Annotated in this window: 21 protein-coding genes and 1 pseudogene; 13 read left to right on the top strand and 9 right to left on the bottom strand. The window is 39.6% G+C overall.

From position 1 onward, the window contains the following. Window positions 1-176: 176 nt before the first annotated feature. The 3 genes and pseudogenes from KZC02_RS24880 (at window position 177) to KZC02_RS24870 (ending at window position 3290) form a co-directional block, all read left to right on the top strand. Window positions 177-1277 (top strand): Gfo/Idh/MocA family protein, encoded by a 1101-nt coding sequence (locus KZC02_RS24880; protein ID WP_221391145.1) that lies wholly within the window; start codon window positions 177-179, stop codon window positions 1275-1277. A 216-nt stretch (window positions 1278-1493) separates the two neighbouring features. Further along, window positions 1494-2765, top strand: coding sequence for an AGE family epimerase/isomerase (locus tag KZC02_RS24875; RefSeq protein WP_221391144.1), 1272 nt, complete (start codon window positions 1494-1496; stop codon window positions 2763-2765). 328 nt (window positions 2766-3093) lie between these two features. Continuing rightward, window positions 3094-3290, top strand: a pseudogene (locus KZC02_RS24870) (CsbD family protein). 124 nt (window positions 3291-3414) lie between these two features. Here the strand turns inward: KZC02_RS24870 and KZC02_RS24865 are convergent. Continuing rightward, window positions 3415-4080, bottom strand: coding sequence for a DUF4919 domain-containing protein (locus KZC02_RS24865; RefSeq protein WP_221391142.1), 666 nt, complete (start codon window positions 4078-4080; stop codon window positions 3415-3417). A gap of 105 nt (window positions 4081-4185) precedes the next feature. Here KZC02_RS24865 and KZC02_RS24860 point away from each other — a divergent pair, with 105 nt between their 5' ends. Continuing rightward, on the top strand, window positions 4186-5178 hold the full coding sequence (locus KZC02_RS24860; protein ID WP_221391141.1) for a 3-hydroxyacyl-CoA dehydrogenase family protein: 993 nt from the start codon (window positions 4186-4188) through the stop codon (window positions 5176-5178). Window positions 5179-5189: 11 nt separating this feature from the next. Here the strand turns inward: KZC02_RS24860 and KZC02_RS24855 are convergent, their stop codons facing one another. Next, window positions 5190-6425, bottom strand: coding sequence for a S9 family peptidase (locus tag KZC02_RS24855; protein WP_221391140.1), 1236 nt, complete (start codon window positions 6423-6425; stop codon window positions 5190-5192). A 164-nt stretch (window positions 6426-6589) separates the two neighbouring features. On the opposite strand from KZC02_RS24855, the gene KZC02_RS24850 reads away from it, so the two are divergent. The 3 genes from KZC02_RS24850 (at window position 6590) to KZC02_RS24840 (ending at window position 10288) form a co-directional block, all read left to right on the top strand. After that, complete coding sequence (locus KZC02_RS24850; protein ID WP_221391139.1) at window positions 6590-7906, top strand: cytochrome ubiquinol oxidase subunit I; 1317 nt, start codon at window positions 6590-6592, stop codon at window positions 7904-7906. Between the two features lie 147 nt (window positions 7907-8053). Beyond that, complete coding sequence (locus tag KZC02_RS24845; RefSeq protein WP_221391138.1) at window positions 8054-9067, top strand: cytochrome d ubiquinol oxidase subunit II; 1014 nt, start codon at window positions 8054-8056, stop codon at window positions 9065-9067. 348 nt (window positions 9068-9415) lie between these two features. Beyond that, window positions 9416-10288 (top strand): DUF6268 family outer membrane beta-barrel protein, encoded by an 873-nt coding sequence (locus KZC02_RS24840; RefSeq protein ID WP_221391137.1) that lies wholly within the window; start codon window positions 9416-9418, stop codon window positions 10286-10288. A 55-nt stretch (window positions 10289-10343) separates the two neighbouring features. On the opposite strand, the gene KZC02_RS24835 is transcribed toward KZC02_RS24840, so the two are convergent. Continuing rightward, on the bottom strand, window positions 10344-11582 hold the full coding sequence (locus tag KZC02_RS24835) for a GAF domain-containing sensor histidine kinase (protein ID WP_221391136.1): 1239 nt from the start codon (window positions 11580-11582) through the stop codon (window positions 10344-10346). Window positions 11583-11870: 288 nt separating this feature from the next. Between KZC02_RS24835 and KZC02_RS24830 the strand changes: the two genes are divergently transcribed. Together KZC02_RS24830 and KZC02_RS24825 are read left to right on the top strand one after the other, a co-directional pair. After that, entirely contained in the window at window positions 11871-12569 is a 699-nt protein-coding gene (locus tag KZC02_RS24830) for a DUF2490 domain-containing protein (protein WP_221391135.1), read from the top strand. A 198-nt stretch (window positions 12570-12767) separates the two neighbouring features. Further along, window positions 12768-13238: an ankyrin repeat domain-containing protein gene (locus tag KZC02_RS24825; protein WP_221391134.1), complete on the top strand. Its 471-nt coding sequence runs from the start codon at window positions 12768-12770 to the stop codon at window positions 13236-13238. An 89-nt stretch (window positions 13239-13327) separates the two neighbouring features. Here the strand turns inward: KZC02_RS24825 and KZC02_RS24820 are convergent, their stop codons facing one another. From KZC02_RS24820 to KZC02_RS24795, 6 genes are all read right to left on the bottom strand, one after another. Next, window positions 13328-15517: a catalase gene (locus KZC02_RS24820; protein ID WP_221391133.1), complete on the bottom strand. Its 2190-nt coding sequence runs from the start codon at window positions 15515-15517 to the stop codon at window positions 13328-13330. A gap of 33 nt (window positions 15518-15550) precedes the next feature. After that, on the bottom strand, window positions 15551-16102 hold the full coding sequence (locus KZC02_RS24815; protein ID WP_221391132.1) for a ferritin-like domain-containing protein: 552 nt from the start codon (window positions 16100-16102) through the stop codon (window positions 15551-15553). Window positions 16103-16446: 344 nt separating this feature from the next. Next, a complete protein-coding gene (locus tag KZC02_RS24810) occupies window positions 16447-17346 on the bottom strand; it encodes an AraC family transcriptional regulator (protein ID WP_229253778.1) in 900 nt (299 codons plus the stop codon). 106 nt (window positions 17347-17452) lie between these two features. Next, entirely contained in the window at window positions 17453-17722 is a 270-nt protein-coding gene (locus tag KZC02_RS24805; RefSeq protein WP_221391131.1) for a Fur family transcriptional regulator, read from the bottom strand. A 121-nt stretch (window positions 17723-17843) separates the two neighbouring features. Next, window positions 17844-19145: a PepSY domain-containing protein gene (locus tag KZC02_RS24800; RefSeq protein ID WP_221391130.1), complete on the bottom strand. Its 1302-nt coding sequence runs from the start codon at window positions 19143-19145 to the stop codon at window positions 17844-17846. 215 nt (window positions 19146-19360) lie between these two features. Then, window positions 19361-20890: a VCBS repeat-containing protein gene (locus KZC02_RS24795; RefSeq protein ID WP_229253777.1), complete on the bottom strand. Its 1530-nt coding sequence runs from the start codon at window positions 20888-20890 to the stop codon at window positions 19361-19363. 222 nt (window positions 20891-21112) lie between these two features. Between KZC02_RS24795 and KZC02_RS24790 the strand changes: the two genes are divergently transcribed. From KZC02_RS24790 to KZC02_RS24775, 4 genes are all read left to right on the top strand, one after another. Continuing rightward, window positions 21113-21673, top strand: coding sequence for an RNA polymerase sigma factor (locus tag KZC02_RS24790; RefSeq protein ID WP_221391128.1), 561 nt, complete (start codon window positions 21113-21115; stop codon window positions 21671-21673). A 109-nt stretch (window positions 21674-21782) separates the two neighbouring features. Then, complete coding sequence (locus KZC02_RS24785; RefSeq protein ID WP_221391127.1) at window positions 21783-22286, top strand: hypothetical protein; 504 nt, start codon at window positions 21783-21785, stop codon at window positions 22284-22286. After that, entirely contained in the window at window positions 22259-22912 is a 654-nt protein-coding gene (locus tag KZC02_RS24780) for a FecR family protein (protein ID WP_221391126.1), read from the top strand. The genes KZC02_RS24785 and KZC02_RS24780 overlap by 28 nt, the downstream gene beginning before the upstream one ends. Before the next feature lie 239 nt (window positions 22913-23151). Then, on the top strand, window positions 23152-26766 hold the full coding sequence (locus KZC02_RS24775) for a TonB-dependent receptor (protein ID WP_229253776.1): 3615 nt from the start codon (window positions 23152-23154) through the stop codon (window positions 26764-26766). The last annotated feature ends 6 nt before the right edge of the window (window positions 26767-26772 follow it).

Below are 26772 nucleotides of genomic sequence, written 5' to 3'. Positions count from 1 at the left end.
AATCGAAACCGCAATGGGCACAATAGATTAATACAATGGGAGTAAGATAACTTAGTATATCCATCTCTGTTATTCATTGTATCAATTATGCATTTTGCGTTAAACTAGTGCATCCATTGCAGTTAAATTAAGTAGTTATTTTAAACCCGGGTCTTAAATAGAAAAAAACCTGAACGATGGATACAAAAATAATCACTCCTTTTTCACGCCGCGATTTTCTTGTTGCCGGCACAGGCATAATTACTGCGTCGCTTTTTTCGCCGAACATATTTGCTTTGGGAAAACCGAAAGACAGATTAGGTGTGGCATTGGTGGGACTTGGCTATTACAGCACCGATCTGCTGGCTCCTGCTTTACAAAAAACCAAAAATTGTTATCTGGCAGGTATTGTAACCGGGTCTCCGGAAAAGGCCGAAACATGGAAGAAAAAGTATAATATTCCTGATAAAAATATCTACGATTATAAAAGCTTTGATCAGATTGCCAACAATCCTGACATCGATGTGATCTACATTGTATTACCGCCATCTATGCACAAGGAGTACACAATTCGAGCAGCAAAAGCCGGAAAACATGTTTTTTGTGAAAAGCCAATGGCCATGAACGTAAAGGAATGCGAGGAAATGATAAAGGCCTGTAATGATAACAAAAGAAGTTTGTCGATTGGTTATCGTTGTCAGCATGATCCTAACACACAGGAATTTATGCGCATTGCCAAAGAAAAATCATTAGGAAATGTACAGCTGATATCCTGTGCCGCCGGGTATAAGGAAAGCCGTGCCGGAAACTGGAAAGTAGATCGTGCGATGGGTGGTGGCGCTATGTACGATATGGGTGTTTATGCTTTGCAGGGAGCACGTTTGGCTGCGGGCGAAGAACCGGTTTCGCTAACAGCAGAACATGTGGTAAACCGTCCGGAAATTTTTAAAAATGCGGATGAGATCACACATTTTCAGCTGCATTTTCCAAGCGGTGCTGTTGCAAATTGTACCGGAAGCCACGGAATCAATACCAATTTCCTGAAAGTAAATTACGACAAAGGGTCTTTACACATGGATAATTTCTCAGCTTATACGGGCAACAAAGGTGAAAGCACATTGGGCATAATCAATTTCCCGGTTGATAACCAACAGGCAAAACAAATGGACGAAGATGCCATGGCGATCATGCAAAGTAAACCGCAAATGGTTCCGGGTGAGGAAGGTATGCGGGATATCCGTATTGTAGAGGCTATTTACCAGGCCGCAAAAACTGGGAAGACTGTAAAATTGGCTTAATATGTTATTGAGGAAAAAACTTTAATTCTCAATAGCCAACTTACAATTTTCAATGCGCTTTAAACTAATGGGAGTTTTGTAACTAATATCTTAAAAGTCTTTCAGTATGCTCCTGAAATTGCTGGTAATAACACCAGCAACGGCACAAAATAACAGGTAACAACACTGGCAAAGGCAGCAACATTTTCACAAAACATTTATCAAAAAACTTTTTCCATGAACCCTGAACAGATTAAAAGTTACCGCGAAGAAGCATTGCATCATTTGACAAAGGAACTGTTGCCATTCTGGGAAACGCGTTGTGTGGATAAGGAAAACGGCGGATTTATTACTCATTTTGACAATGCAGGTAATGATTCCGGCGAAGATGAAAAATCACTGATCGCACAAACCAGAACAGTTTATACTTTTTCAGCTGCCCACCGTGCCGGTTATGGTGAAGGACGTTATGCTGATATTGCCAAACATGGTGTTGAATTTCTGATTGACAAAATGTGGGACAACGAAAATGGTGGCTTTTACTGGTTGATGGACCGGAAGGGAAATGTGAAAATTGATGAGAAAATTGTTTACGGACACAGCTTTGCTATATATAGCCTGGCCGAATATACACTCGCAACCGGCGATCCGCGTGGATTGGAATATGCTGAAAAGGTATTCGACCTGCTTCAAAAATATGGTGCAGATACGTGTTATGGTGGCTATTTTGAAATGTTCCACAAAAACTGGGATTTGAAAGGTGCTGGTCCCGCAGGTGGAGATCGCAAAACTTTGGATGCTCATATGCACCTCATGGAAGCTTTTACAACTTTGTACGAAGCAAGTGGCAAACAGGTTCACCGTCGCAAACTGATCGAAATTATTGAATTGCTGGTCAACAAAATTATGCATCCTGTTTATGGAACCGGCATACCGCAGTTCTGGGCAGACTGGGCTGTGGCACCCCAGATTAAATTTGACATTATCTGGGGCTGGGACCGCTTTTCGGAAGATGGTTTCAAGAGCTCCGCGGAAGATAACACCAGTTATGGCCACAATGTGGAGTTTGCCTGGCTCCTCATGCATGCATTGGACATAGCAGGTATTCCCTATTCTACTTATGAAAGTCAGATACTCAAATCATTTAATCATGCCGTTCAGCATGGAATTGACTGGGAGTTTGGCGGAGTCTATGTAGAAGGTTCGCATGAAGGGGAGGTGTACGACCGTGAAAAAGAATTCTGGCAGCAGGCCGAAGTGATCATTGGTATGCTGGATGCTTACAGGGTTTATGGAGACGAAAAATATCTGAAAGCTTATGATGCCACGCATCGCTTTGTTTTTGACAAAATGATCCATCATGAAGTGGGTGAATGGCTGCCATTATTAACGCGGCAGGGAGAACCGATCTGGAAGCATATGAGTCATTCATGGAAAGTCAATTATCATTCTGTTCGCTCAATGGTACAGGGGATAATCCGGTTGGATAAGTTATTGGCGAAGAATTGAAAATAAATTAAAACATATCCATTCAAGGCAAAATGATATTATTGTAGATAATTCGTATCAGATACGCAAGAAATTCGGCAGTTTCGGGAAAAACGTTCTCGGTTTCAATTTATACATTTAATAAATTCTTATAAAAATTGCGTGGTTTTAAAATTCACTTATACAGCTAATTCCCGTTAAACCAGCGGTTTGAAACCTACTCTGTAATTTAAGTTTTACATTCTAAAATTTACAAGATCTGGTATTCATGTCTGGAATGATTATTTTTTGTTTTAGAAACAAATGCTTTAAAAAAAGCAGCAGTTTTTAACTTTAAATTTTAGAAATCATGAGTGCTTTCACACAACAAATAAAAGGAAACTGGAATGACCTGAAAGGAAAATTCAAACAACAATATGCTGATTTAACTGATGACGATTTGTTATATGAAGAAGGAAAAGAAGATGAGCTTCTTGGAAAACTTCAAAAAAATTAGGTAAGACCCGTGAAGAAGTAGAAACGGAAGTGAATAGCTGGTCAAACTAGTTTTTTAATATAAATATTTGATAAAAAGCCCCTCGAACAATCGTTTCAGGGGCTTTTTTAGTGTCAAGCTTAGGAAAAGTTTTACGCGGTTTAGCCAACTTAAAATGGATTAGCGCAAGGATACTTATTTGAATTTAGGCATTGCATCCATATTCTGAAGTAATTCAAAATATAAGCGTTTCTCCTGATTTGATTTAGAATCTTTTGTCATCCAAATATCCATTACAGAGTTTTCTTTTCTTTTTGATATCCGGGATATGCCCTTTATTCCTTTGCCAGCCATTATAATATATTCCTCCCCTATATTAATGATCTTGTAACAGGATTCTTCACTTTCTCCTTCTCCGCTGGATAAAATGACCCGGTATAAGACATCAGCACGCCCTTTTAACAAGGCAGCCTTGTCCAATTCGTTAGTCTGGTTATAACAATAAACCATTCTATTCAGCATTCCCACATCTATAGGATTATCTAACAAAATCTTTTCTCCAAGCGGAATCGATTTTTTCCAATTTCTCCGGTCAAAAAACTTATCAAACTCACTTCTATTCTTACTAAAATCGTAAACTTTATAAGTTGGCGAATATATGTACCTATAATACAGATATTTTCCTTTTGTTAAAGGAAAATACTCTGGTGCTACCGAAAATTCTTTTACGAGCTTAGGAAAGTAAAACTCTGACACGCTATCTTGAGCTGCCGATTTTACTTTTTGTAAATCAATTTTATCCTGAGCCTTAATAATACCTGTTGAAATCAGAATTAATATAACGAGTAGTAACTTTTGCATAGAGCTAAAATGATAGAAAAGTTGAATAGTTAGGGCAAGAAGCAAAACTAAAACACTTTTACATCATTCATATTAAATTATCACAAATACCTTATTTAACATAAAATGATAAATACTCAAGAAATTCCTGTTGGCGTTGTCGGACTTGGTTTAATGGGGTGCAGTATTGTTACCTGTTTATTGCTGGCAAACCATCCTGTTGTTGCCATTGCCCCAATCAGTGCCGATTTGCTGCATGCCGAAAAAAGGATCAGGGAACATCTTGAAAAGTCATTTGAAAACGGTATAATCCGGAATACACCTGATTTCTACTTTAAAAATCTGATCATTACGGAAGATTATTCCCGATTAAGTTCCTGCCAGTTAGTGATTGAATGTACCATTGAGAATATTGAAATTAAAGAAAGTGTTTATAAGAAAATAGAAAATGTTATTACTCCTGAGGCGTTACTGACCAGTAATACATCTGCAATTCCAATAAGTACATTACAAAAACTGACGGCCCATCCTGAACGATTTTTAGGCCTGCACTGGACTGAGCCTGCGCATACAACGCGATTTCTTGAAATCATCTGTGGTGACGACAGCGATATTAAAAATGGTGAATACTTATACGAACTTTCTTATTTATGGGGCAAAGAACCTATTCTGGTAAGGAAAGATATTGCAGGATTTATTACGAACCGGCTTATGTACGCCATGTACCGGGAAGCGATAAGCCTTGTAGAGAATGGCTATGCAACCGTTGAAGATGTGGACAGATCGTGCAGGAACAATGCTGGTTATTTTATGACTTTTGTTGGTATTTTCCGCTGGATGGACCTAACCGGCGTTCCTGCATATCATACTGTAATGCAGCGGCTTTTCCCTACTCTTAATAACAGCACAGAAGTGCCCGAACTGATAGACAAAATCGTGCGTGAAGGTGGAAGAGGTATTTCCAATGCACAGGGTTTCTATGATTACACGCCGGAAGAAGCACGTTTATGGGAAGAAACTTTCACGGAGTTTACCTACGAAATCAGAGAACTGGCACTTCGTTATCCTGTTGACCTGGTCAAAAGAAAATTAACAGAAAAACAGAATAAAGATGTGTGATTTTTTATCTATCAATTAATTATAAACTCACTGGAAGTGGAAATATTCCGGTGATCTTTTAGATAAAAGAATCCGTATTTAAATCCTTCTTTTGGTATTGGACAGGAAATTGTTTGTTTTTCAGGATTGATGACTACCTTTTGGCTGTTCCAGACACGTTGTTCATTGGCTGAAGCAGTGTCATTGGAATAATAAAACTCCGCATGCCAAAGTGATACCGGAGAACTGTAAGACACATTTAACGAGTCACTATTTTTTAAAACTGTATTTACTGTGATTACCTGGCTTTTATGGTTCAACATACTTTCAAAAAAATACCGGATTTCATGTGGTTCCCAACCGGACTCATGACCGTGCGGCATATTTGGTATGATACATATGGTACGTTGGTTTTCAGGTATAAGACGGTACGTTTTGTCGTAAGGAACCACGTTATAAAACTTGTCTTTATTGCCATTAACAAATAGAAATCCCGGTTTTGCAAAAGCGAGGTAAGATGACGGATCGAAATGCTTCATCCATTTTGACTGGTTATCCGGAGAAAGCTGTTGTAAGGGGAATTTAAAAACATCAGATTCATCATAAAATCCACATCCGTAAACCGGAGCAGCAGCCTTGAAACGGTTATCCAGACTTGCAACAATACACGTCAGGTATCCACCCCAGCTTATTCCGGTAACACAGGTTCTGGAAGCATCTACTTCGGGCAGATTCAATAACAACGAATGAGCCAGAATGGCACTGGCAACTGCATGATATGTCCATACATCTTTAAGATTTCCATTTTCCATTTTTGCAAATTTGTCCTCGTCACCCTGATCCGGCCCGGCCAGTACTAGTTTTTTGCCATCTTCTCCGTTTCCGGCCAGGTCCATAGCAATAGCCGCGTATCCTTCCGCTGCCCATTTTTCCACCCATACTTTAAAAGCTTTTCCGCCTCCTCCATGAATCAGTACAATGCCGGGAAACTTGTTTTTACCAGAAGGCTTTCCAGCCAGCAAATCAGGATTGCAGTAATAGGCAAAAACCTGTGTAGGCTTACCTTGATAATTAACACTTTTGTATAGTAATGTTTGTACTTTTCCTTTTTTACCTGTCAATTGGATTTCCGGGCTTTTGCTTAATGTTTCTAAATCCCATAAAAGGTCATCCGATTTTATCAATTTACTGTCTATTATTAAATCCTGCATATTTTGAGCGTAACTTGTACAAGCTGTAAATAACAGGAAAGCAATGATTTTTTTCATGTAAATCCGGGGATTGGTTGAAATATAAAAACGGATATTTTAAAGACAATTTTCATGATATTGATGGTTCTTATCATAAGACTTAATTAGTTTTGAGCTACTTGGTTTTCAGTCAATTCTGTATCATCACAACTTAACGTTTTGTCAATAAATTATAAATTTTCATGGATAACTTCATAGCAGCCAGATCACAAATGGCCCTTTCGCTGGGTTTTCATATTATATTTTCCTGCATTGGTATGGTTATGCCCTTTTTCATGGCCGTCTCCCACTTTTACTACCTCCGAACCAATAATATTGTTTATAAAAATGTAACCAAAGCGTGGAGTAAAGGCGTAGCTATTTTCTTTGCGACCGGAGCTGTTTCCGGTACAGTTTTATCGTTTGAACTGGGACTGTTATGGCCGGAATTCATGAAACACGCCGGACCGATTTTCGGAATGCCATTTTCGCTCGAAGGCACTGCATTTTTTATTGAAGCGATTGCACTGGGCTTTTTTCTTTATGGCTGGGATAAATTCAATAAATGGTTTCACTGGTTTACAGGTGTTATCGTAGGTGTGAGCGGGCTGGCTTCGGGAATCCTTGTCGTGGCTGCAAATGCCTGGATGAATAGTCCGGCCGGTTTTGACTTCATTGACGGTCAGTATGTTAACATCGACCCTATTCAGGCGATGTTCAACGATGCATGGTTTTCACAGGCATTACACATGTCAATCGCTGCTTTTGTTGCCACCGGATTTGCTGTTGCAGGAGTTCACGCATTTATGATCCTGAAAGGAAAAAACGTTTATTTTCATACCAAATCATTTACAATTGCTGCCATATTTGGCTGCGCTGCGGCTATCATTCAGCCGTTGAGTGGAGACATTTCTGCTAAGGATGTTGCAGTGAGACAGCCCGCAAAACTTGCCGCAATGGAAGCGCACTTCCATACCGAGAAATCCGCATCGCTGGTACTTGGCGGAATTCCCGATACTGAAAATAAAAAAGTGGATTATGCTATTAAGCTGCCTGGATTTCTGAGCTTTCTGGCTCATGGTGATTTTACTTCGGAAGTAAAGGGGCTTGACCAGATACCCGTTGAAAATCATCCGCCTGTCGCTATTGCACATTATGCATTTCAGCTGATGGTGGGAATGGGTATGCTGATGATGCTGGTTGCAGTTTTGTATTTTATTGCGTTATGGAAGAAAAAGCAATGGCTCACCAGTTCATGGCTTTTAAAACTTTTTGTAGCAGCAACTCCACTCGGATTTATTGCCGTAGAAGCTGGCTGGACGGTAACAGAAGTCGGCCGGCAACCTTGGATTATCAATGGTATTATGCGGACCGAAGAAGCAGTAACTCCAATGCCTGGTATTATTTACTCGTTTTACATTTTTTCAGCCGTCTACGTTTCGCTTGCCATGATCGTGATTTTCATGTTATATCGCCAGATCAAAATGGTAGGAAAACTGTATGATCTCCCGGCAAAGTAATTGTTAATGGTTAAGGACAAATTGTTACACCGATAATTTAAACTTTCTTACGAAGTAAAAACATGCGGGATAACATCACATAAACAATAGACAAAAAGTGGTTTAACTACCAATTAAATTAACAATTAACCCGTAACCATTAAAAAGATGCTCTACGTTGTTATCGTTTTTCTTTGGACCTCCATCCTACTCTATCTGCTGCTTGGCGGTGCAGATTTTGGTGCCGGTATCATCGAACTTTTTACATCCAGGAAAAATAAAAGTGTAACCCGTAAAACTTTGTATTCTGCCATCGGCCCAATATGGGAATCGAACCACATGTGGCTGATTATTGCCATTGTAATACTATTTGTAGGCTTTCCTACTATATACACCACCATGTCGGTCAATCTGCACATTCCGCTGACAATCATGCTATTAGGTATCATAGCGCGTGGAACTGCATTTACATTCCGGCATTATGATGCAGTGGTTGACGATATGCAGAATCTTTACAATCCTATCTTCGCCTGGTCAAGTTTTATTACACCATTCTTTTTGGGAATTATTGCGGGAAGTGCAGTTTCCGGGCATATCGATCCGCAGGCCAATACATTTCCTGAAGCATATATATTCAGCTGGCTGCATTGGTTTGCTGTTTCCGTCGGATTATTTACCGTTACGATTTGTGGTTTCCTTGCATCGGTTTATCTGATCGGAGAAACAGATAATGAACAGGACCGGTTACGTTTTGCGCATAAAGCACAGTTTTTCAATATAGCTGCGGTTATTTGCGGGGTACTCGTCTTTATAGCTTCCATAGTGGAAAACATTCCGCTGATTGAATGGGTTTTCGGAAACTGGGTAGGAAGAATTGCCATTTTATCGGCTACATTATCGCTGGTGTTTATGTGGTATTTATTATATCAGGGCAAAACAATTCTACTTCGCCCGCTTGCAGGCTTTCAGGTAACAATGATTTTGATTACCACCACTTACAGGCATTTTCCAAACATTATTATCCTGAAAAACGGCGGTTATCTTTCACTGATGGAACACAGCGGCCAGGACAAAACCATTTATACATTGGGAATGGCACTCCTTGTTGGCAGCGTTTTTATTTTACCTGCGTTATTCTATCTGATTTACAGTTTTCAAAAGAAAGGAGCCGTTAATTCCTAACCAATAAAAGTTTGTTTACATCAAGACCATTGGCCTGAAAAATTCTATAAACTGTATTCTAAGGAACTAATTAAATCCCCGAATTTGTTGCCGTAGCGAGCCAAAGTCCCTGATCTATAAGAAAATAACTCTACTATTAACGGTTTAATAATTTTTTCGTGTATATTTCAAGTTAATAAGAACTTATTATCTTTATAGTATCGATTAATATTAGAAAAGTTGCTACGCATTTAGGCCAGGCTTTTTCAAAATCACTAATCCGTTTTATATCTATTATATTAAAAATACCACACTGAATTCATGGACTACCGGTTCTTATTGTCGTTTCTTTGCTGTTCCGCACTTTTCATGAAACCCTGTAGATGCCAGGATTTAAAACCGGGACTTACAGGAATGGCGCCTTCTAAGTGGATTACCATAAAACATTCGATGGCACCCGGCAAGGTTTACAGATCCATTGATGGCCCGTCAAAAAAATATACACAGGAAGATTGTTACATAAGGGCATGGATTCCGGTTTTTCACAAATCCAATTTTGCTCTGGTTGTCGGTCCGCATTACCGAACGGAACAGCTGGAATTAAAAAGTTATGGTGAAAATCCGATCAATCAGTTATCTGGCTGGCGGCTCCGCTCGATGGGAGTCGATATCAAATCTTTCATAAAGCTGGACAGTACTTCGTATTTGGTCGCTGGCTCAAATATTAACAAAAGCGGAAATCTTACCAATTATTCTGATCAGAATGTCCCTCTGAACTATACTTTGATGTCAGCTTTTATAAAGAAAAAGTCTGATCGTAAAGAAATAGGCTTTGGTATCATGGTAAGCAAAAGTCAGAATTTAAGGATTCTGCCAATTTTGGTATTTAACTATAACAATCCATCCGGCAAATCAGGAATTGAAATTATGCTTCCGAAAAAAGTAGCATACCGATATAATTTATCCCCCAAGGATATCCTGTATTTCAGAAGCGAAGCAGTTTCCAAAAATTATTATACCTACGGTGCTGATAAACAAGGTGCTTTATTCCGGCTGATTGACCTGGATACAGGCGTACAATACGACAGGCAAATTAACAAACTGATTGGCGTGGAATTATTTGCCGGATACAGAAAAAACATAAGCAACACACTTCCTCTTGGAATTATCCCGGTCCGGACTTCGGGCTTGGCCGCATCCCTTGAAATCTATATCAAACCTCCCTTTAAATCAAAAAAATAGAGCCTGCTTAAATTTTTAAACAAGCTCTGAATCTTCAATTTATTTCCATAGTTTGTCATTCCTGAGGGATCTGCACTGTAAAAGTGGTTCCTTTTCCTGATTCAGAACATATTTTAAATGTTCCGGCAAGGCTTTCAATCAGGTGTTTAACCAACGCCAGTCCCAGGCCATATCCGTTTTCACCACTGGTTCCGTCGGTAGACCATGCAGTTCCACTCAGAATTGAATCTTTACTGCTATCCGTTAAACCTACACCGCTATCCTGAACAGTAATCACCAGCATTTTTTCTGCTTTATTTACAACCAGTGTTAACCCTGCCGTCACTTCCCCGCCGTCGGAAGTAAATTTTATAGCGTTGGAAATCAGGTTACCGGTAATCTGTAATAATTTGCTTTTTGGAATAGAAATGGACTCGGTTTCAAAAGTCGTATTGACAACAAAATTGATATTTTTGCTAATTGCCTGAGGCTGATACAATCTTTCCAGTTTATCTTTAAAAACCATCAGATTAAACGGCCTTATTCTGGTGTTACTTTGTGCACCAAGTTCCTGTTTATGCACATTTAAAATCTCATCAGCCATTTCAAGAATGGAATTTCCGCTTTTGTATATCATGTCGACATATTCAAGCACTTCCTCCATCTGATTATTTTCGCCCTGATCATGGATAATGGAAGCAAGGCCAATAATACCACCCAATGGCCCACGAATATCATGTACTACCTTATTTTGTATCTGATTTACTTCTGCAAATTTCAGCTTTAGCCCTTCGAGCACTTTGAAAGTTTTCAGCCGGTTCACAATTTCATCAGCGATTATTTTTAAAAGCTCCACTTTTTCAGGATCCAGATCCTTTTCTTCCTGATCCAGTACGCATAAGGCTCCGATATTGATGCCATTTCCAACCCTTAAAGGTATCCCGAAATAATATTTGGCATGCGGATCGCCGTTTACATAAAACTTATCCTTGAAACGATCATCCGCTGATAAGTCCAATACTTCAAAATGATCATCGCTCATGACCGTATATTGGCATACTGAATCCTCTCGCGCCATTTGGTCTAGTTCCAGACCATAATTTGAAAGCGTCCACTGGGTGTAGGAATCAACCAGATTCACAAGTGAGATACTTGTTCCTGCAACTTTTGCTGCCAGTTTAACAAGATTTTTAAAACTGTTCTGATGTTCAGTATAGTCCAGATCAAAGCCAGAAAGTTGAAGTAACCTATCCAGTTCGTTATCAGGAATGATTTGATCCGTTTTTAAAATGTTTTTAGTTATATTAGTTGACATAAGTATTGTTTCTGAAAATAATCTGACGGCTCAACATTCAGATTGTTATTGTCTGATTATTAGACAGATAAAATTATTTGCAAAATATATGATTCGTATTACAAGTCATTGATCATTACCCGTAAGCGGACTTGCTTTCTTAATAACACTACAATTTCAATAACTATTCCCTAAAAGCCACAAATTATTTCTACAAAGTTAACTATGGCCCATAAAAGTCCTCAGGGTAACTGGCACGGATATAATCTATACAAATAGTATCTTTTTATTTTTGCCTATCATATTTTAATGAGGATCAAATTATTGATATTAGTCACGTTGCCGTTAGCAGGTTTTAACAATTCTTTTAGTCAGACGGTTGAACACAATGGGTGGATTTTTTGGTCACACCAACAAAAAATTACAGAAAAATGGCAATTCAGTTCTGATATCCAGGTGCGAACTGCAAATCTGCCTGGATATATTAATACAGTACTGATCCGGCCGGGGATTGGCTACAATGTTGCTAAAAATCAGACATTAACAGTAGGTTATACCTATTTAGGCACCTGGGAAAAAGAAAACGACCAAATGGTTTACGAACCGGAAAACCGGATCTTCGAACAGTATCAGGTCGAAAATAAAATTCAAAATATTACGGTTTCAAACCGTATCAGATTCGAACAGCGGTTTTTCCATCAGCCAAACGACCGCTTTTTTGCACAGCGATTCAGATATAATATTCAGGCGCAGTTTCCTTTGATTGCAAATCAGGAATTTACAAAAGGAATGTATGCAGCTTTTCAAAATGAGCTGTTTTTAAATATCCAGGGAAAAAGCAAAATCAATAATCATGTATTCGACCAAAACCGGACTTACATCGGTCTGGGTTACAGGCTCAATAAAAAACTGGATTTAGAAGCAGATTACATGTTTCGTTATCTGGTCGACAAAGATGTGAATGTGCGAAACAATGTGCTGCAAATAGCCATTAAATCGTCATTTTAGGTTTTTTGTAATAATCATTTATGTGCAGTGCACGTCCGACTTTTGTTTGGCATGAACTTGCAGATCCAGTTAAGCGTCCTGCCAATGAATTTTCGATACAGCTGGTTCAGTTCAAACCGGCAAAATAAGAATCTAAAGACCAGGTTAAATTTATAATTTCAGATATTAATTTATACAAAAGCTCAACAAATAAAATTTATGGACAATTACGATCATGTTATCATACATGCTGCCCGGCTGGGAAATACCGATGTGCTGAAAGAATTGGTTGCACAAAAAACCGATGTGAATGCCAGGGATGATAAAGGTTACACGCCGCTTATCATTGCCTGTTACAATAATCATTATGAAGCGGCAGAATATTTACTTCAGTCCGGAGCAGATGTAAATGCACAGGATTTTGGAGGTAATACTGCTTTGATGGGCGTATCTTTTAAAGGTTATGCAGATATTGCGGGATTACTTATTAAACACGGTGCTGACCTGAACCTGCGGCATGGTAACGGAGGTACTGCTTTAATGTTTGCAGCAATGTTCGGCCGAAATGAAATGGTAAAATTATTATTAAATCACGGAGCCGACAAAACCATTGTAGATGTAAGAGGGCTTTCAGTGCTCGATCTCGCAGCACAGCAGGGAAATGAAGAGGCGATTGTACTTTTACAATAACAAGCCGGCAAAGCACTGTTTGGATTTACAAAAAACACCCACATTAATGATCAGTTAAGTGGGTGTTTTTGTCATTATTCAATCAAAAATTAAGCAGGGATTTTTCTTGGTTTTTCTCTTTCCCAGAATCTGTGCTGAGCAATGGCCATTGTAAACTGATCTGCCAGCTTATTCGCATCATCACCTATCACAATGCCTTCTCTTAAAACAGTACTGTCCGAAAAATCAGACGGGAGTTTCTTGCTGAAATAAGTTGCTTCCAAAACCTGAATTGCCTGAGAATCTGCTGCTATGGCTTTGCAATGTTTAAATGCCTCATTCAGAAAATGAATTGCATCAGCTTCGGCTTCTATGGATGCAACACTGTTGGTACCACCTGGCACGTAAACGGCATCGTAAAGGACAGACGCAGCAGTCAGGAAACTCTGGTCGGCAAGAATCTGCTCATCATTTTCAGAAATAATATATCCTAATCTTGGAGCGATAATATCAACAATTGCGCCGGCTGATAAAAGAGCGGCTTTAACCGTATTCAACGATTTGTCGTCTACTCCATCAGCTGCCAGGAAAGCAATTTTACGCGTTACAATACTGTCTTTTGGCGTATTGGCCATACTTAAAGCAGCGGAAGATTTTAATGAACTTTCAAACTGAACCGGCTCATAATCAGCGGAATTTGCATCTGCCGAAATACTGTGATTAACCGGCTGCTCAGGATTTTGGGGAACATGCAGTCCGAGTGCAAAAGCAACTTCCGCCGCTAGGTTTTTATCAATCATAGATAATAAACCAAGCATTCTTTCACGAATGGCAATTTTTTGAACTTTCCCCAATTCAAAACTCAGGGCATCGACAATATGGTTTTTTTCCGGTTCCGACTGGCTGTTAAAAAATAAACGCGCCTGGCTGAAATGGTCAAAAAAGCTTTTACTTCTTGCCCTTATTTTTCTGGCATCAATCCTTTCATTATATGAAGCATATCCACCTTCGGAAGTTTTAGCCTGAACAGGAAATGCATCGCCAATCAAATTAGGATTATAACTGGTTTTTCCTCTGTTGATTGCCTGCCTCATGTGACCGTCCCGCTGATTATTATGCACAGGAACAATTGGCCGGTTGATAGGTATTTCCTGGAAATTAGGACCTCCCAAACGCGTCAGCTGTGTATCGGTATAAGAAAATAATCTTCCCTGAAGCAATGGATCATTCGTGAAATCTATTCCCGGAACTACATGTCCGAGATGGAATGCAACCTGCTCAGTCTCAGCAAAGAAATTGTCAGGGTTGCGGTTCAGTGTCATCTTTCCAACACGTTGTACCGGCACCAGTTCTTCCGGTATCAGCTTGGTAGAATCCAGCAGATCGAATTCAAAATTGAATTCATTTTCTTCGGGTACAATCTGCACACCCAGTTCCCATTCAGGAAATGCACCACTGTCGATAGCATCCCAAAGATCACGACGGTGAAAATCAGGATCTTTTCCTGAAATATTCTGAGCCTCGTCCCAGGCAACGGAATGTACGCCAAGTAATGGTTTCCAATGGAACTTTACAAAACTGGCCACACCCTGATCATTTACAAAGCGGAAGGTATGTACGCCAAAACCCTCCATCATTCTGTAACTGCGCGGTAGTGCCCGGTCACTCATTACCCACATAATCATGTGTGCAGACTCTGGCAAAATCGAAATGAAATCCCAGAACGTGTCGTGTGCAGATGCAGCCTGTGGAATTTCGTTATCCGGTTCAGGTTTCACAGCATGGACAAGGTCAGGAAATTTGATAGCATCCTGAATAAAAAATACCGGTATGTTATTTCCAACCAGGTCAAAATTGCCTTCCTGTGTGTAAAATTTAACTGCAAATCCTCTTACATCTCTTGCCAGGTCACTTGAACCACGAGAACCGGCAACAGTAGAAAAACGCACAAATACAGGCGTTTCCAAAGAGCTGTCATTTAAAAAATGAGCTTTGGTGACATCCGAGAGTGATTCGTATACTTTGAAGACACCATGTGCGCCCGAACCGCGGGCATGAACTACACGTTCAGGAATGCGCTCATGATCAAAATGTGTTATTTTTTCACGGAGAATAAAATCTTCGAGTAACGATGGGCCACGATCTCCGGCTTTTAATGAATTCTGATCGTCGTTAATACGCAAACCAGTGTTTGTTGTCATAAACTGCCCCGTAGCATCATTCACTTCGGGCGCCAATTCAGTGATTTTGTCGTTTGTGGGCTGTTCAGCAGTTTTGGCTAAATCTTTTTTAATTGCCATTGAAATTTTTCTTTTAATTAATAGTATGTTGTCTCAGGCTTCTTCTGATGCCTTGTAATTAATATCGTTTTCTGCAATCTGGGTAAGCAGCTCGTCCGCTTCCTTTTCTTCGCCTAATGTCTGGCCAAGTATTTCGGCAACTTCATCCAGGCCAAGTGTTTTTGCAAGTTGGGTCAGTCCGCCGTAAGTTGCGATTTCGTAATGTTCTATTTTTTGAGAAGCCAGGATGATACCTACATCTCTTGTAGCCGTTCCTTCTTCAGTATCTTCCACAATGCCTTCACCTTCCTTCGCCAATCCTTCCATTGCATCACATTTTTTTGCAATGGCTTTTTCTCCAAGTAATTCAAAGATTTGCTCCAGACGGCTTACATGTTCTTTCGTTTGTTCAAGATGATCCTGAATAGCACTGCTTAGTTCTTTGGAAGTTGCAGCAGCTATCATTTTTGGAAGCGACTTTACCAGGTGATTTTCAGCCCAGTATATGTCGCGGATACTGTCCAGAAATAATTCGTTTAAAGCCGGCTCCGCTTTGGCAGAAGTTTTAGTTTTAAATTTTGGCTCAGTGCCAGTTTCCTTTTCCATGATGATAATTGATTTTGAGTAATTGAGCGAGTGCTTACAAAACCTGTTCCATCAGGACAGTGGGAATATTTTGTTTTCTGTTCTCCTCAGATAATTATTCAGTATCTCACAGTAATTGTAATACATGTGGTTTAATGTAACTTTTTATTCAAAAACAGACGGAAAATCATTTAAAGCCGGATTTGGAATCTGTGGAAAACTGTGGATTTAAAAGTGGAATTGGCAAAAGGCCTGTATTCAAAATAGGGCGTTGTTTCTGATAGAATTGGAGAGAAATATTGTTTTAGACAGGATTGCAGGATTAACAGGATTGTTTGATAATCCTTGGTATGGCTTAAACGCAATTACTGAAAAATATTCGACATGCGTTCCCTGAATTTCTCGGGAGTATATCCGGTTTGTTTTCCAAAAAAACGCGTAAAATAAGAAGGTTCGGAAAAGCCTAGTTCATAACTGATTTCCTTGATGGATTTCTCACAGGAACTGATTTCCCTTTTCGCGGCAAGAATGAGCCGGTCGTTGATAATCTGGTTGATCGTTTTGCCAAAATAATCCTTTGAGAGTTCATTAAGTCTTTTTGCACTTAGTGATAATTCGTGTGCATAAAATCCGGCATTACGTTCTTCCTTGAAATGACGGTCAATGGATTCTATTAAAAATTGCATACGAATATCCCGCTTTTCCTCAAATCTGCCCGCCTTTTGTAATTCAATACAATGTAAAAACCAGCTCCGCAAATAAGATTCCAATATGGCAGGGCGCTTTGCTCCGTCCGACTCAACCTTTATTAATTTCAGTAAAGTTTGAAAAATATGCAACTGGGAATCAGGGATTAAGACAGAAAAATTTACTGTGTAATAGAAGAGTGTAAAAATATCCTTTCCAATCAACCGTTCGAAAAAGTCCTTGGAAATAGCAAATAAAAAACCAGTTTTATCTTTTTTCTCTATACTATGAACCTGATCCGGCAAAAGAAGAAATAACTGATTTGGATGGATGGGGTATTTTATAAAATCAATAAAATGTGCCTGCCTGGGAGTGGCGTCGGTAAACCATAACAGTTCATAAAAATCATGACGATGTGTTCCGTTAAAATGATAATCGTTACCATCCTGAATCGTTTCCATTGCGAAAAAATCCTGGCCCATATCATGCAAAGGCAGATCTGCATTCCGGCTTATTTTAGTATCATGACTTTGCTGCAAGGAATGGGTAATCTGGTATTTCATAAAGTATTTATTCATTCTGACAGATATAATCCGTACCAGAACTGATTAAATGAAGCTGCTAAGTTATTTATTTCAATTCTAAATAACAATAAAGAAGCAAAACCTTTATGAACGATTACAACTAGACATTATATTTTTTGATGCAATAAATATTCTTGCGATCATTTCCGGGCATTCTTTCTACAAAACCAATTTTTACCATCCAGTCGAGTATCTGATAAATGGAAGCCGGGCTGATCCGGATCGAATTACTACGAAACATCATATATAAGACATCTGCATCTGCCTGTCCGTTAGCTTCCTGCAGGAAATCCGCTACCATGAGCCGCTTGGCTGTGCAACGTAACTTTCTGGATTCACAGTAAGCAACAATTTCTTTAGACAATAACATATTTAGATTTTTAAAACAGAATAATCCATAAGAATTCAGAGGCAATAAATAAACGATATTCGCTATACGTTTTTGACAATAAAAATTAAACCTGCCGATAAAAAAGTCAGTACTAAACTGCTTATCTGGCTGATGAATCTATGATTGAGTTTTCGCCAATCAAGGTTTTTTTAGCGTTAGGCTGGAATTTAGGGCGTACTTTTTTGATTTGGCCTTCATCCGCTTTTCCTGTTAAGTCCTTTGCACTCGTATCCGGATTATTTTTCCTCCCTTTTTTATTCTTCCTGCCAAAACCTTTACGTCCCCACCAAACAAGGAAACCGGTTACAGGCAGGCTCGCGCCAATCAGTGTGACAAGGAATGCGAGAACTTTTCCGGGAAAACCAAGTATACTTCCCACATGAATATCGTAATTCATCTTTCTGAGTTTCGTTCCGAAAGATGCTTCCTCATAAAGTGCTCCATACACTTTATCCTGTGTCAGTTCTTTCAGGGTATGCTGGTCAAAAATAAAACCACGGTGATTGTAAAACTGTCCTTTATTGGGATAAACCGTAACATAAATAGGCGTTTTAGCCTTGGATGTATCCGGGAAGGTATAATAAAAGCCTTCCGATTTGGGATATTTTGCAATTACTCTATTCCAGGCTTTGTCTATTGCCTGCTGTGGCGTGTAAAATTTGTTTGCCATTAAGGAGTCAGAAGCTGCATCTTCTCTACCATCCGGTAAAGACTCTCCTGCCGAGGTGACCCAATACAGCCCTTCGCTATACCATTTTATGCCATACACCATGCCGGTCATCGCAATAGCCATTAAAAACAGGAGCGAATAAAAACCAAGTACATTGTGCAGATCCAGGTTTACACGTTTAAATGATGCTCCCCATTTAATTTTGAAACTTTTATCTGTTGTACTTTTTGTCCACTTTTTAGGATACCACCAGACTAGGCCCGTAATCAAAAGAATAACAAAAACGAGTGTACTGTAATTGACAATCGGCCTTCCGATTTCGTATGGCATCCATAAAAAGCGATGGCCATTGAGTACCCACCGAAAAAAATCGGTTTCTCCTTCCTTGTGTACTTCCTTACGGATCACTTCTCCTGTATAAGGATCTAATTTTAACATGGTATTAGAACCGCGACGTTCGCCCAAACTAACATTAACGGTTCGGCCCTGCTGATAAATGGCATAGGAAACTCTCACACCAGGCTGCTCAACAGCGGCGATCTGCATGATACGTGACGGCAGGATCACCGGTTTATCCTGCCATTCAATATTAGTTTCCGGATTAAGCAATCCTTCAATTTCTTCGTTAAAAACCCATACACAACCTGTAATACAAACAATCAGTACAACAATCCCTGAAATAAGGCCCAACCATAAATGGAGCCAGTTGTTGATTTTTTTGAAGGTTGTCATATTATATATTTTCGGGTAAAAGAGCCTGAAATGTGGAAAAATAAAGAACTGACAATGATAAGCACCAGTTATCGGCAATCACTGCGAACCTAACAATAAGTAGACTCATTCTAAATAATATCACAAAACTACGCTACATTCTTTTACCCGACTTATACAATTTGCCGGTTTGCCAGCATTATCTGCACATTCCCATGTGTAAAAAAACACATTTATTACTTCAAATTATTTTCCAAAATCATAAACGGAATATGCATATTCCAGTTTGGTTTGAATTTTTCCTGATTCAAAAATCCTTTTGAATAATTTCCCAATACAATATCCTGGTCCCCATCTCCATCATAATCATTGACATCCATACAGATCCATCTTCCGTTTTTATAGATTGGAACAGCATGCGCTTTAAACTTCAAAGCAGTTTTTAGAGAAGTATTGTCCTGTTCAAAATAAATGAACGACTCTTCGGGTTTATCCTTAAAATCTGCAAAAAAGGCAATGGCTGCAATGTCCATATCTCCATCCTGATCAAAATCTGTGGCTATTGCTTTGGTACAGCCGTTGACCGGGTAAAAATAGGTTTTCTTGAAATCCATATTTCCTGTATTAGTGAAAATATAAAGGCCGTGGTAAGGCTTTAAAATCCGTGAATAATCGCTGTTATCACCTGACGTATAGACGATGTCCATTTTCCCGTCTTTATTCATATCCACCACCTGAAAACTACTCGAACCATAAACCGGTGGAAAACGCAGAATATTTTTAGTCGTGAATCCACCTTTCCGGTCATTCAGAAAAAGCCAGATTCCCTCATCACCATGCGCAAACAAAGCCATAATATCCGGCCAGCCATCGTTATTAAAATCCTGGACTACACTTTGTGTGGCACCTGCAATTTCCCGGATCGGGATAGTCCGGAAAGTTTTACCGGCAAGCTGTTTTACTAAAAATAATCCTCCCCTATTGTGCCCGAAACTGCTCACAACATAATCCATGAGCCCATCTTTATTAAAATCCGCAGATGCAGAATGGATTGGCCTTATCAGATTTGAGGCAATAATTTCGGAACTGAATTTTTTATCTGCTAAATTGATATTCAATAAATTACCCGAAGGAATATCCTGGGCTTTTAATTCACCAATACAGGTCAAAACCGCATTTTTGTCTTTTGCAAAACCTACTTGTACGGCTGGGGAAGGCAGTTGCGTGGACGCAGTTTGTTGTAAAGCGCCGTTCCACTGATACAAACCAGCCAAACCGGCATCGCTCGTGTAAATTTGCTTTGTCCCGGAATCTATTGCAACAAGCGTTGTCATGGCAATTTTTGCAGCATTTTCCTGCGGCATTTTCAAAGAAAAAATAGCCTGGTCTTTCACTAATGGCGTGGGTGCTTTGGCAACAGGAAGATGCTGCGGAGCAAGTGAATCATAATAAGCCACGATCTGCATCCAGTCGGAAAGTGAAATAGCAGACTTTTCGTTTTGGTAGTATTTGCTTCCGCGCCACACTTCCAGGCCGAGTTGTTTTGCCATGGCAGGCAAAACCCGGTCCCGCCAGATTTCTTTGTCGAGCAGTGACGGGTCGGGTTTTAAGTGGCAGGAACTGCAATATTGGCCAACTAATTTTTCCTGTTTTGCCAATTTCTCAATTTGCTGTTTATCCTTATTTTCATTGCATGAAACAAGAAATATAGAAAAAACAGACATGTATGTGACTATCAGTAAACTAAATGAAATTCTGGTTTGCATCACAATAAAAATTTTCAACAATATACTTAAAGGGGTCATTTAGAAGGTTTCTGTTTTAGTCAAAGTTTAAATGATTATAGTTTTAATTCGAAAATGTAATACTATTTTTATGGATAAGTCAATTTATAGACAGGATACGGTAAGATTTAACTGTATCCGTAAAACTCAACAAATCTTAACTTTTTAGCGTAAACAATTAAGTGAATTACTTCCTAATTTTAAATGACGCATTCTATCGACCCTAATCTGGAAGATTCTGAACGTTGGAATGCCTTCCGTGCAGGAAATGACATTGCTTTTGGACAAATCGCGAGGCAATATTACCGTAGTTTATACAGCTATGGTATCAAATTTTCAAAAGATTCTGAATTTGTGAAAGATTGTATCCAGGATCTTTACCTGGAACTCTGGGCTAAACGCGCAACGCTCGGTGATACTGGTTTTGTAAAATTTTATCTTCTCAAATCTTTACGTCGTAAAATTCACCGGGAAAGCCTTAAACAGCAATGGCTGACAGACGGAGATGATCTGGATTTTGAAGCAGAAGATTTTGGGGAAATTTCAATTGAACAGAAAATCATTGAAACAGAGACGAACGAAGAGATATTAAAGGCTCTTAACCAACAAATTACACTTCTTACCAAACGCCAGCAGGAAGTTATTTACCTTCGTTTTTTTGAAAACCTGGACAATGAATCTATTGCCCAGGTCATGACTATTTCCAAACAAGCCGTTGCCAATCTGTTGTATCGCACGATACAGGAACTTAAAGAACGTTTATAAACTGTAAAGCCCGGGAAAGCCGTTTTTCATACTTTTTCAAAAAAAAGTGAAATTTTTTGATTATTTCATGTTAGTCTCTGCCTATGTATAAGTAGAAGACAAAAATAACATGGATCGGTACAAAGATTACAGCCTCGAAGATTTTGTGTTGGATGCTCAGTTTCAGGATTGGGTGCGTTACAAACGTCCGGTTGCTAATGCATCATGGCAAAACTATTTGAAAGAAAACCCTTCTCAGCAGCAGGATATTTTACAAGCCTCTACGTTGCTTGAAAGTGTTTACAGCCACTACAAAACTCATTTGAATGATGCTGAAATAGATCATGAAATCCATGAACTATTAAATAAAGTACGTGCGGATAAAAATAAGAACAGTTATTCCGAACCAGTTGTATTGAATGTATCCTGGCAAAATCGTTTTTTCAAAAAAACAACCATGTTGTCAGCAGCAGCAATTATTCTTTTTGTATTAGGGCTTGGCTGGCTGTATCATAACCAATTTCCGGCAAAAAAAATAGTTACTCCTATCTCACGAAAGGGAAATTACTTACCGAAATTGTTAATGAAACGAATGAAAATAAAATCGTGGCACTTTCTGATGGCAGTAAGCTGATCCTTAAACCCGATTCAAAAATCAGTTTTCCTGAAAAGTTTCTGGCCGAGAAACGCGAAGTATACCTTTCTGGTGAAGCATTTTTCCAGGTTTCTAAAGATCCGAAAAGGCCATTTTTAGTTTACGCCAATGAATTGGTTACCAAGGTCCTTGGTACCAGTTTTGCTATCAATGCACGAAACGCGCATAATAAAACGACGGTGGAAGTAACGGAAGGAAAAGTTTCGGTATTCAGGCAGACTGATTTTTCCGAGACAAAAAACCCGAAAGCGTTACAATCCAAAGGAATGGTACTAACGGCCAACCAGAAAATGGTCTACGAGGACGAAAGCTCGAACATGTTAAAAACATTACGCGACAAACCCGAAGTGGTTATTTCCAATGAAAAACCAAAAACTTTTGATTTTGTAAATATCCCTGCTTCAGCCGTTCTGAACGATCTGAAGGATGCTTATCAGGTCGATATTATTTTTGATAAAGACCTGCTCAATGATTGCCCGGTAACTGCTTCGCTAACCCGGCAATCCCTGTTTGAAAAGCTTGACATTATTTGTGAAGTGATAGAAGCACATTACGAAATGCTGGATGGCAGGATTGTCGTATATAGTAAAGGATGTAAAAATTAAATTGTTTGTTTTTGTTAACCATTAATTTCCAGCGTATGTAATATAATGCAGTGCACTCAAAAGAAAAGAGTCGGATAATGCGCCAACATTTCCGACCCCTATGAAATCCCCGTTATTGCTTTCCTAATCAATAGCATCTTTCAAAAAAGATGAAGGGGATTGTTTTACCAAATCTAACCTCAATAAAACATGTTAAATGTATGAAAAAAAGGTACAATTTTCAATTAGTATTACGGGTCATGCGTATTTCGCTATTTCAATGGCTGATCGCCGTAGGTGTAATGAGCAGTGGCTATGCCAAGGATGGCAACGCTCAGGCACTGCTGAATCAGAAAGTAAGTCTGAATATTCAGAATCAGGAAGTGGAAGCTTTCTTTAGTCAGGTCGAAAAACTAACAAGTGCAAAATTCGTATTTAGCGGAAAAGTAATCCAGTCCAAACGCAAAGTGAACGTGAAGGCTGAAAATCAGCTGCTTTCCAAAGTATTAGATGATGCATTACTTCCACTGGACCTGAAATACCGGGTACAGGAAAACCTGATTATTATCAGCAGAAATCAAAAAAACGAACTGCCATCATCGGAAACAGAAAGTAATCCGGTCCGAAACAAAAATAATGTTTCGTCCGACATGGCAAGTAATATTGACCGGACTATTACAGGTACTGTACGTGGAGATAACAACGACGCACTACCAGGAGTAAGTGTGGTATTGAAAGGTACTCAAACCGGAACCACTACGGATGCAGATGGAAAATACAGTTTAAACATTCCTGACGGTGCCGTTGCAACACTGGTATTTTCTTTCGTAGGATCCACTACAAAAGAAGTGCTCGTTGGTAATAAAACAACCGTGGACGTGGTACTTGCCTCTGATGCCAGATCACTGGATGAGCTGGTAGTGGTAGGCTATGGTACGCAAAGAAAGAAAGACCTGACAGGTGCTGTTTCTATTGTAAATGTTTCGGATATGCAGCAGCAGCCAACTTCCCAGATCACAAGCCAGTTGCAGGGGCGCGCTTCGGGGGTTACGGTTTTGGGTTCAGGACAACCTGGTGAAGCGCCGCAGATACGTATCCGCGGTATCAACACATTTGGAAATAATGCTCCTTTATATGTTGTAGACGGAGTTCCGACTCAGAATATCAACGATATCAACTCCAATGACGTTGCCACTATGCAGGTTTTAAAGGATGCGGGTTCGGCTTCTATTTACGGTTCACGTGCTGCGAATGGGGTTATCATTATCACGACCAAACGTGGAAATGGTAAAGTGAAAGTACAGTATGACGCTTATGTTGGAACGCAGCAGCCTAAGGGCGGAAATGTATGGAATCTTCTGAATCCACAGGAAACAGCTCAGCTGAAATTCAATGCGCTCAGAAATGTAAATCCAAATGCAGCCATTGATGATCCTTTGTACGGAAGCGGAACGACTCCTGTTCTTCCTGACTATATTTCTCCGCAAGGAGCAAGTGAAGGAGATGCTTCTGTAAACCCTGCATTATATAATGTAAATCCGAATTATACCAACACGGACGCTTACAATGGTTTTTACAGAATTACAAAAGCCAACAAAAGCGGTACGGACTGGTTTCATGAGATTTTTAATCCGGCTGCAATTACGAGCCATAACCTGGCTGTAAGTGGCGGAGGCCCGCAAGGCAATTATCTGTTCTCTGTGAATTATTTCAATCAGCAGGGTACATTAGCCAATACTTACCTGAAACGTTATACAATCCGTTCAAACAGTCAGTATAATATTACAGAGCACATTCGTGTTGGAGAAAATCTTGCTTTCTCGGTATCAGACAATCCACGTGTAAATGCGCTTACAGAAGGAAGTGCCATTGGTATGGCTTTCCGTCAGCAGCCTATTATCCCGGTTTATGATATTATGGGAAATTTTGCGGGTGGTTACGGACAAGGTTTAGGAAATGCCAAAAACCCGGTTGCCATTCAGCAGCGCACACGTAATAACAGCGGTCTGAGTAACCGTCTTTTCGGAAACATGTATGCTGAAATTGATCTTTTCAAAGATTTTACATTAAGGTCAAGTTTTGGAGGTGAATTGTACACAGGTTCTTACCGGTCATTCGCTTATCCTGAATATGAAAATCAGGAAAACAATACAATAAATTCTTACACAGAGAATTCATTCAGCGGATTTAACTACACATGGAGTAATACCATCAACTGGCAGCACACTTTCGGAGACATCCATGACCTGAAAATATTGGTTGGTACTGAAAACTACAAAAACCGTGGAAGTTACCTGGGTGGAACCACTACCGGATATTTCAGCTTCGATCCTGATTTCACAACCCTTTCAACAGGTTCAGGAACTCCAACCAATTACAGTGCACGTTTTAAAGATGGTTTGTCTTCTTTAATTGGACGTATCGATTATTCCCTTCGTGACAAATACCTGATCGGAGCTACAATTCGCCGTGATGGTTCTTCCAGATTCCAGAGATACCGTTATGGAGTGTTTCCTGCTGTAAGTGCAGGATGGCGCGTATCCAAAGAGGCTTTCATGGAAAATATTACCTGGGTGGATGATCTGAAACTAAGAGGTGGATACGGAGTAATGGGTAACCAGCTGAACGTAGATGCAGCCAATGCGTATACAACTTATGGTCAGGACAGGACTTCTTCCTTTTATGACATCAACGGAACCAACAAAACTATCATGGGTCTGCAAAGAACCAGGATTGGAAACCCGGATGCCAAATGGGAAAAGAATATCAACAGCAATATTGGTATTGATGCAAGTCTTTTCAAAGGAAAACTGGACCTGACTGTTGATTACTACAGCAAAGAAATTCGTGATCTTTTATACAACCCGGAGTTGGCGGCAACGGCTGGTTTAGGTACTGTTCCGTTTGTCAATATTGCCAAAATGAGAAATCATGGTATTGACCTTTCGGCTTCTACTACACTGGATGTAACCAAAGATCTGAAATTCAATGCTACTGTTACGCTGACTACTTATAACAACAAGATCAAATCTCTGACCAAAGGAGTTGATTATTTTGATCAGGAAGGGCGCCGTTTTAACGGAAGTTACATTGTACGTAACTCAGTCGGACATTCTATCGGCCAGTTCTATGGTTACAAAGTTGCCGGTTTCTGGAACTCACAGGAAGAGATCAATGCTGCCAATGCAACTGCTCAGCAAACAACCGGCAGTACTTCAACAGTATACCAGACAGATGTGGCAGTAGGCCGTTTCCGTTATGCTGATACAAATAAAGATGGTATTGTTAATGAAGCTGACAGGACTTACCTGGGTAATCCTAATCCTAAATTCAGTTACGGGGTTAATCTGGGAGCAAATTACAAGAATTTCGATTTCAGCATATTCCTGTATGGATCACAAGGCAACGATATCTGGAACAACGTAAAATGGTGGACTGACTTCAACTCAAACTTCCAGGGTGCAAAAAGTCAGACAGCCCTTTACGATTCATGGACTCCGGATCATCATGATGCAACTGCCCCAATTCAGGAAACAGTTGGTTCATTCAGTACTTCCAATGTTCCTAACTCTTACTTTGTTGAAAAAGGTTCTTACCTGCGGGCTAAAAATACGCAGATCGGATACACCTTTCCTGCTGCTATGTTAAAGAAAATTAAGATTGAAAAACTCCGGGTTTATGTTCAGGCAGCTAACTTGTTTACCATAACAAAATACTCCGGCCTGGATCCTGAAATTGGCACCACTTCCAACACCAACAATACTTCTGGCGGAAGTTCCAATCAATCTTTTTCTTCAACAACTTCATTCGGAATTGACGAAGGGGTTTATCCAAACCAGCGCCAGTATCTGATAGGACTTAATTTAACATTCTAATCTGTT

The organism is Dyadobacter sp. NIV53, from assembly GCF_019711195.1.
GTDB lineage: Bacteria > Bacteroidota > Bacteroidia > Cytophagales > Spirosomataceae > Dyadobacter.
This window is presented reverse-complemented; position numbering and strand designations above follow the sequence as displayed.

What these genes read in the sequence shown, in the direction of transcription:
- KZC02_RS24825 (WP_221391134.1), top strand. Translation starts at nt 12,768, where the DNA reads ATGGACAATTACGATCATGTTATCATACATGCTGCCCGGCTGGGAAAT.
- KZC02_RS24805 (WP_221391131.1), bottom strand. Translation starts at nt 17,722, where the DNA reads ATGTTATTGTCTAAAGAAATTGTTGCTTACTGTGAATCCAGAAAGTTA.
- KZC02_RS24850 (WP_221391139.1), top strand. Translation starts at nt 6,590, where the DNA reads ATGGATAACTTCATAGCAGCCAGATCACAAATGGCCCTTTCGCTGGGT.
- KZC02_RS24810 (WP_229253778.1), bottom strand. Translation starts at nt 17,346, where the DNA reads ATGAATAAATACTTTATGAAATACCAGATTACCCATTCCTTGCAGCAA.
- KZC02_RS24790 (WP_221391128.1), top strand. Translation starts at nt 21,113, where the DNA reads ATGACGCATTCTATCGACCCTAATCTGGAAGATTCTGAACGTTGGAAT.
- KZC02_RS24840 (WP_221391137.1), top strand. Translation starts at nt 9,416, where the DNA reads ATGAAACCCTGTAGATGCCAGGATTTAAAACCGGGACTTACAGGAATG.
- KZC02_RS24880 (WP_221391145.1), top strand. Translation starts at nt 177, where the DNA reads ATGGATACAAAAATAATCACTCCTTTTTCACGCCGCGATTTTCTTGTT.
- KZC02_RS24820 (WP_221391133.1), bottom strand. Translation starts at nt 15,517, where the DNA reads ATGGCAATTAAAAAAGATTTAGCCAAAACTGCTGAACAGCCCACAAAC.
- KZC02_RS24785 (WP_221391127.1), top strand. Translation starts at nt 21,783, where the DNA reads ATGGATCGGTACAAAGATTACAGCCTCGAAGATTTTGTGTTGGATGCT.
- KZC02_RS24875 (WP_221391144.1), top strand. Translation starts at nt 1,494, where the DNA reads ATGAACCCTGAACAGATTAAAAGTTACCGCGAAGAAGCATTGCATCAT.
- KZC02_RS24860 (WP_221391141.1), top strand. Translation starts at nt 4,186, where the DNA reads ATGATAAATACTCAAGAAATTCCTGTTGGCGTTGTCGGACTTGGTTTA.
- KZC02_RS24775 (WP_229253776.1), top strand. Translation starts at nt 23,152, where the DNA reads ATGCGTATTTCGCTATTTCAATGGCTGATCGCCGTAGGTGTAATGAGC.
- KZC02_RS24815 (WP_221391132.1), bottom strand. Translation starts at nt 16,102, where the DNA reads ATGGAAAAGGAAACTGGCACTGAGCCAAAATTTAAAACTAAAACTTCT.
- KZC02_RS24865 (WP_221391142.1), bottom strand. Translation starts at nt 4,080, where the DNA reads ATGCAAAAGTTACTACTCGTTATATTAATTCTGATTTCAACAGGTATT.
- KZC02_RS24830 (WP_221391135.1), top strand. Translation starts at nt 11,871, where the DNA reads ATGAGGATCAAATTATTGATATTAGTCACGTTGCCGTTAGCAGGTTTT.
- KZC02_RS24835 (WP_221391136.1), bottom strand. Translation starts at nt 11,582, where the DNA reads ATGTCAACTAATATAACTAAAAACATTTTAAAAACGGATCAAATCATT.
- KZC02_RS24795 (WP_229253777.1), bottom strand. Translation starts at nt 20,890, where the DNA reads ATGCAAACCAGAATTTCATTTAGTTTACTGATAGTCACATACATGTCT.
- KZC02_RS24845 (WP_221391138.1), top strand. Translation starts at nt 8,054, where the DNA reads ATGCTCTACGTTGTTATCGTTTTTCTTTGGACCTCCATCCTACTCTAT.
- KZC02_RS24800 (WP_221391130.1), bottom strand. Translation starts at nt 19,145, where the DNA reads ATGACAACCTTCAAAAAAATCAACAACTGGCTCCATTTATGGTTGGGC.
- KZC02_RS24855 (WP_221391140.1), bottom strand. Translation starts at nt 6,425, where the DNA reads ATGAAAAAAATCATTGCTTTCCTGTTATTTACAGCTTGTACAAGTTAC.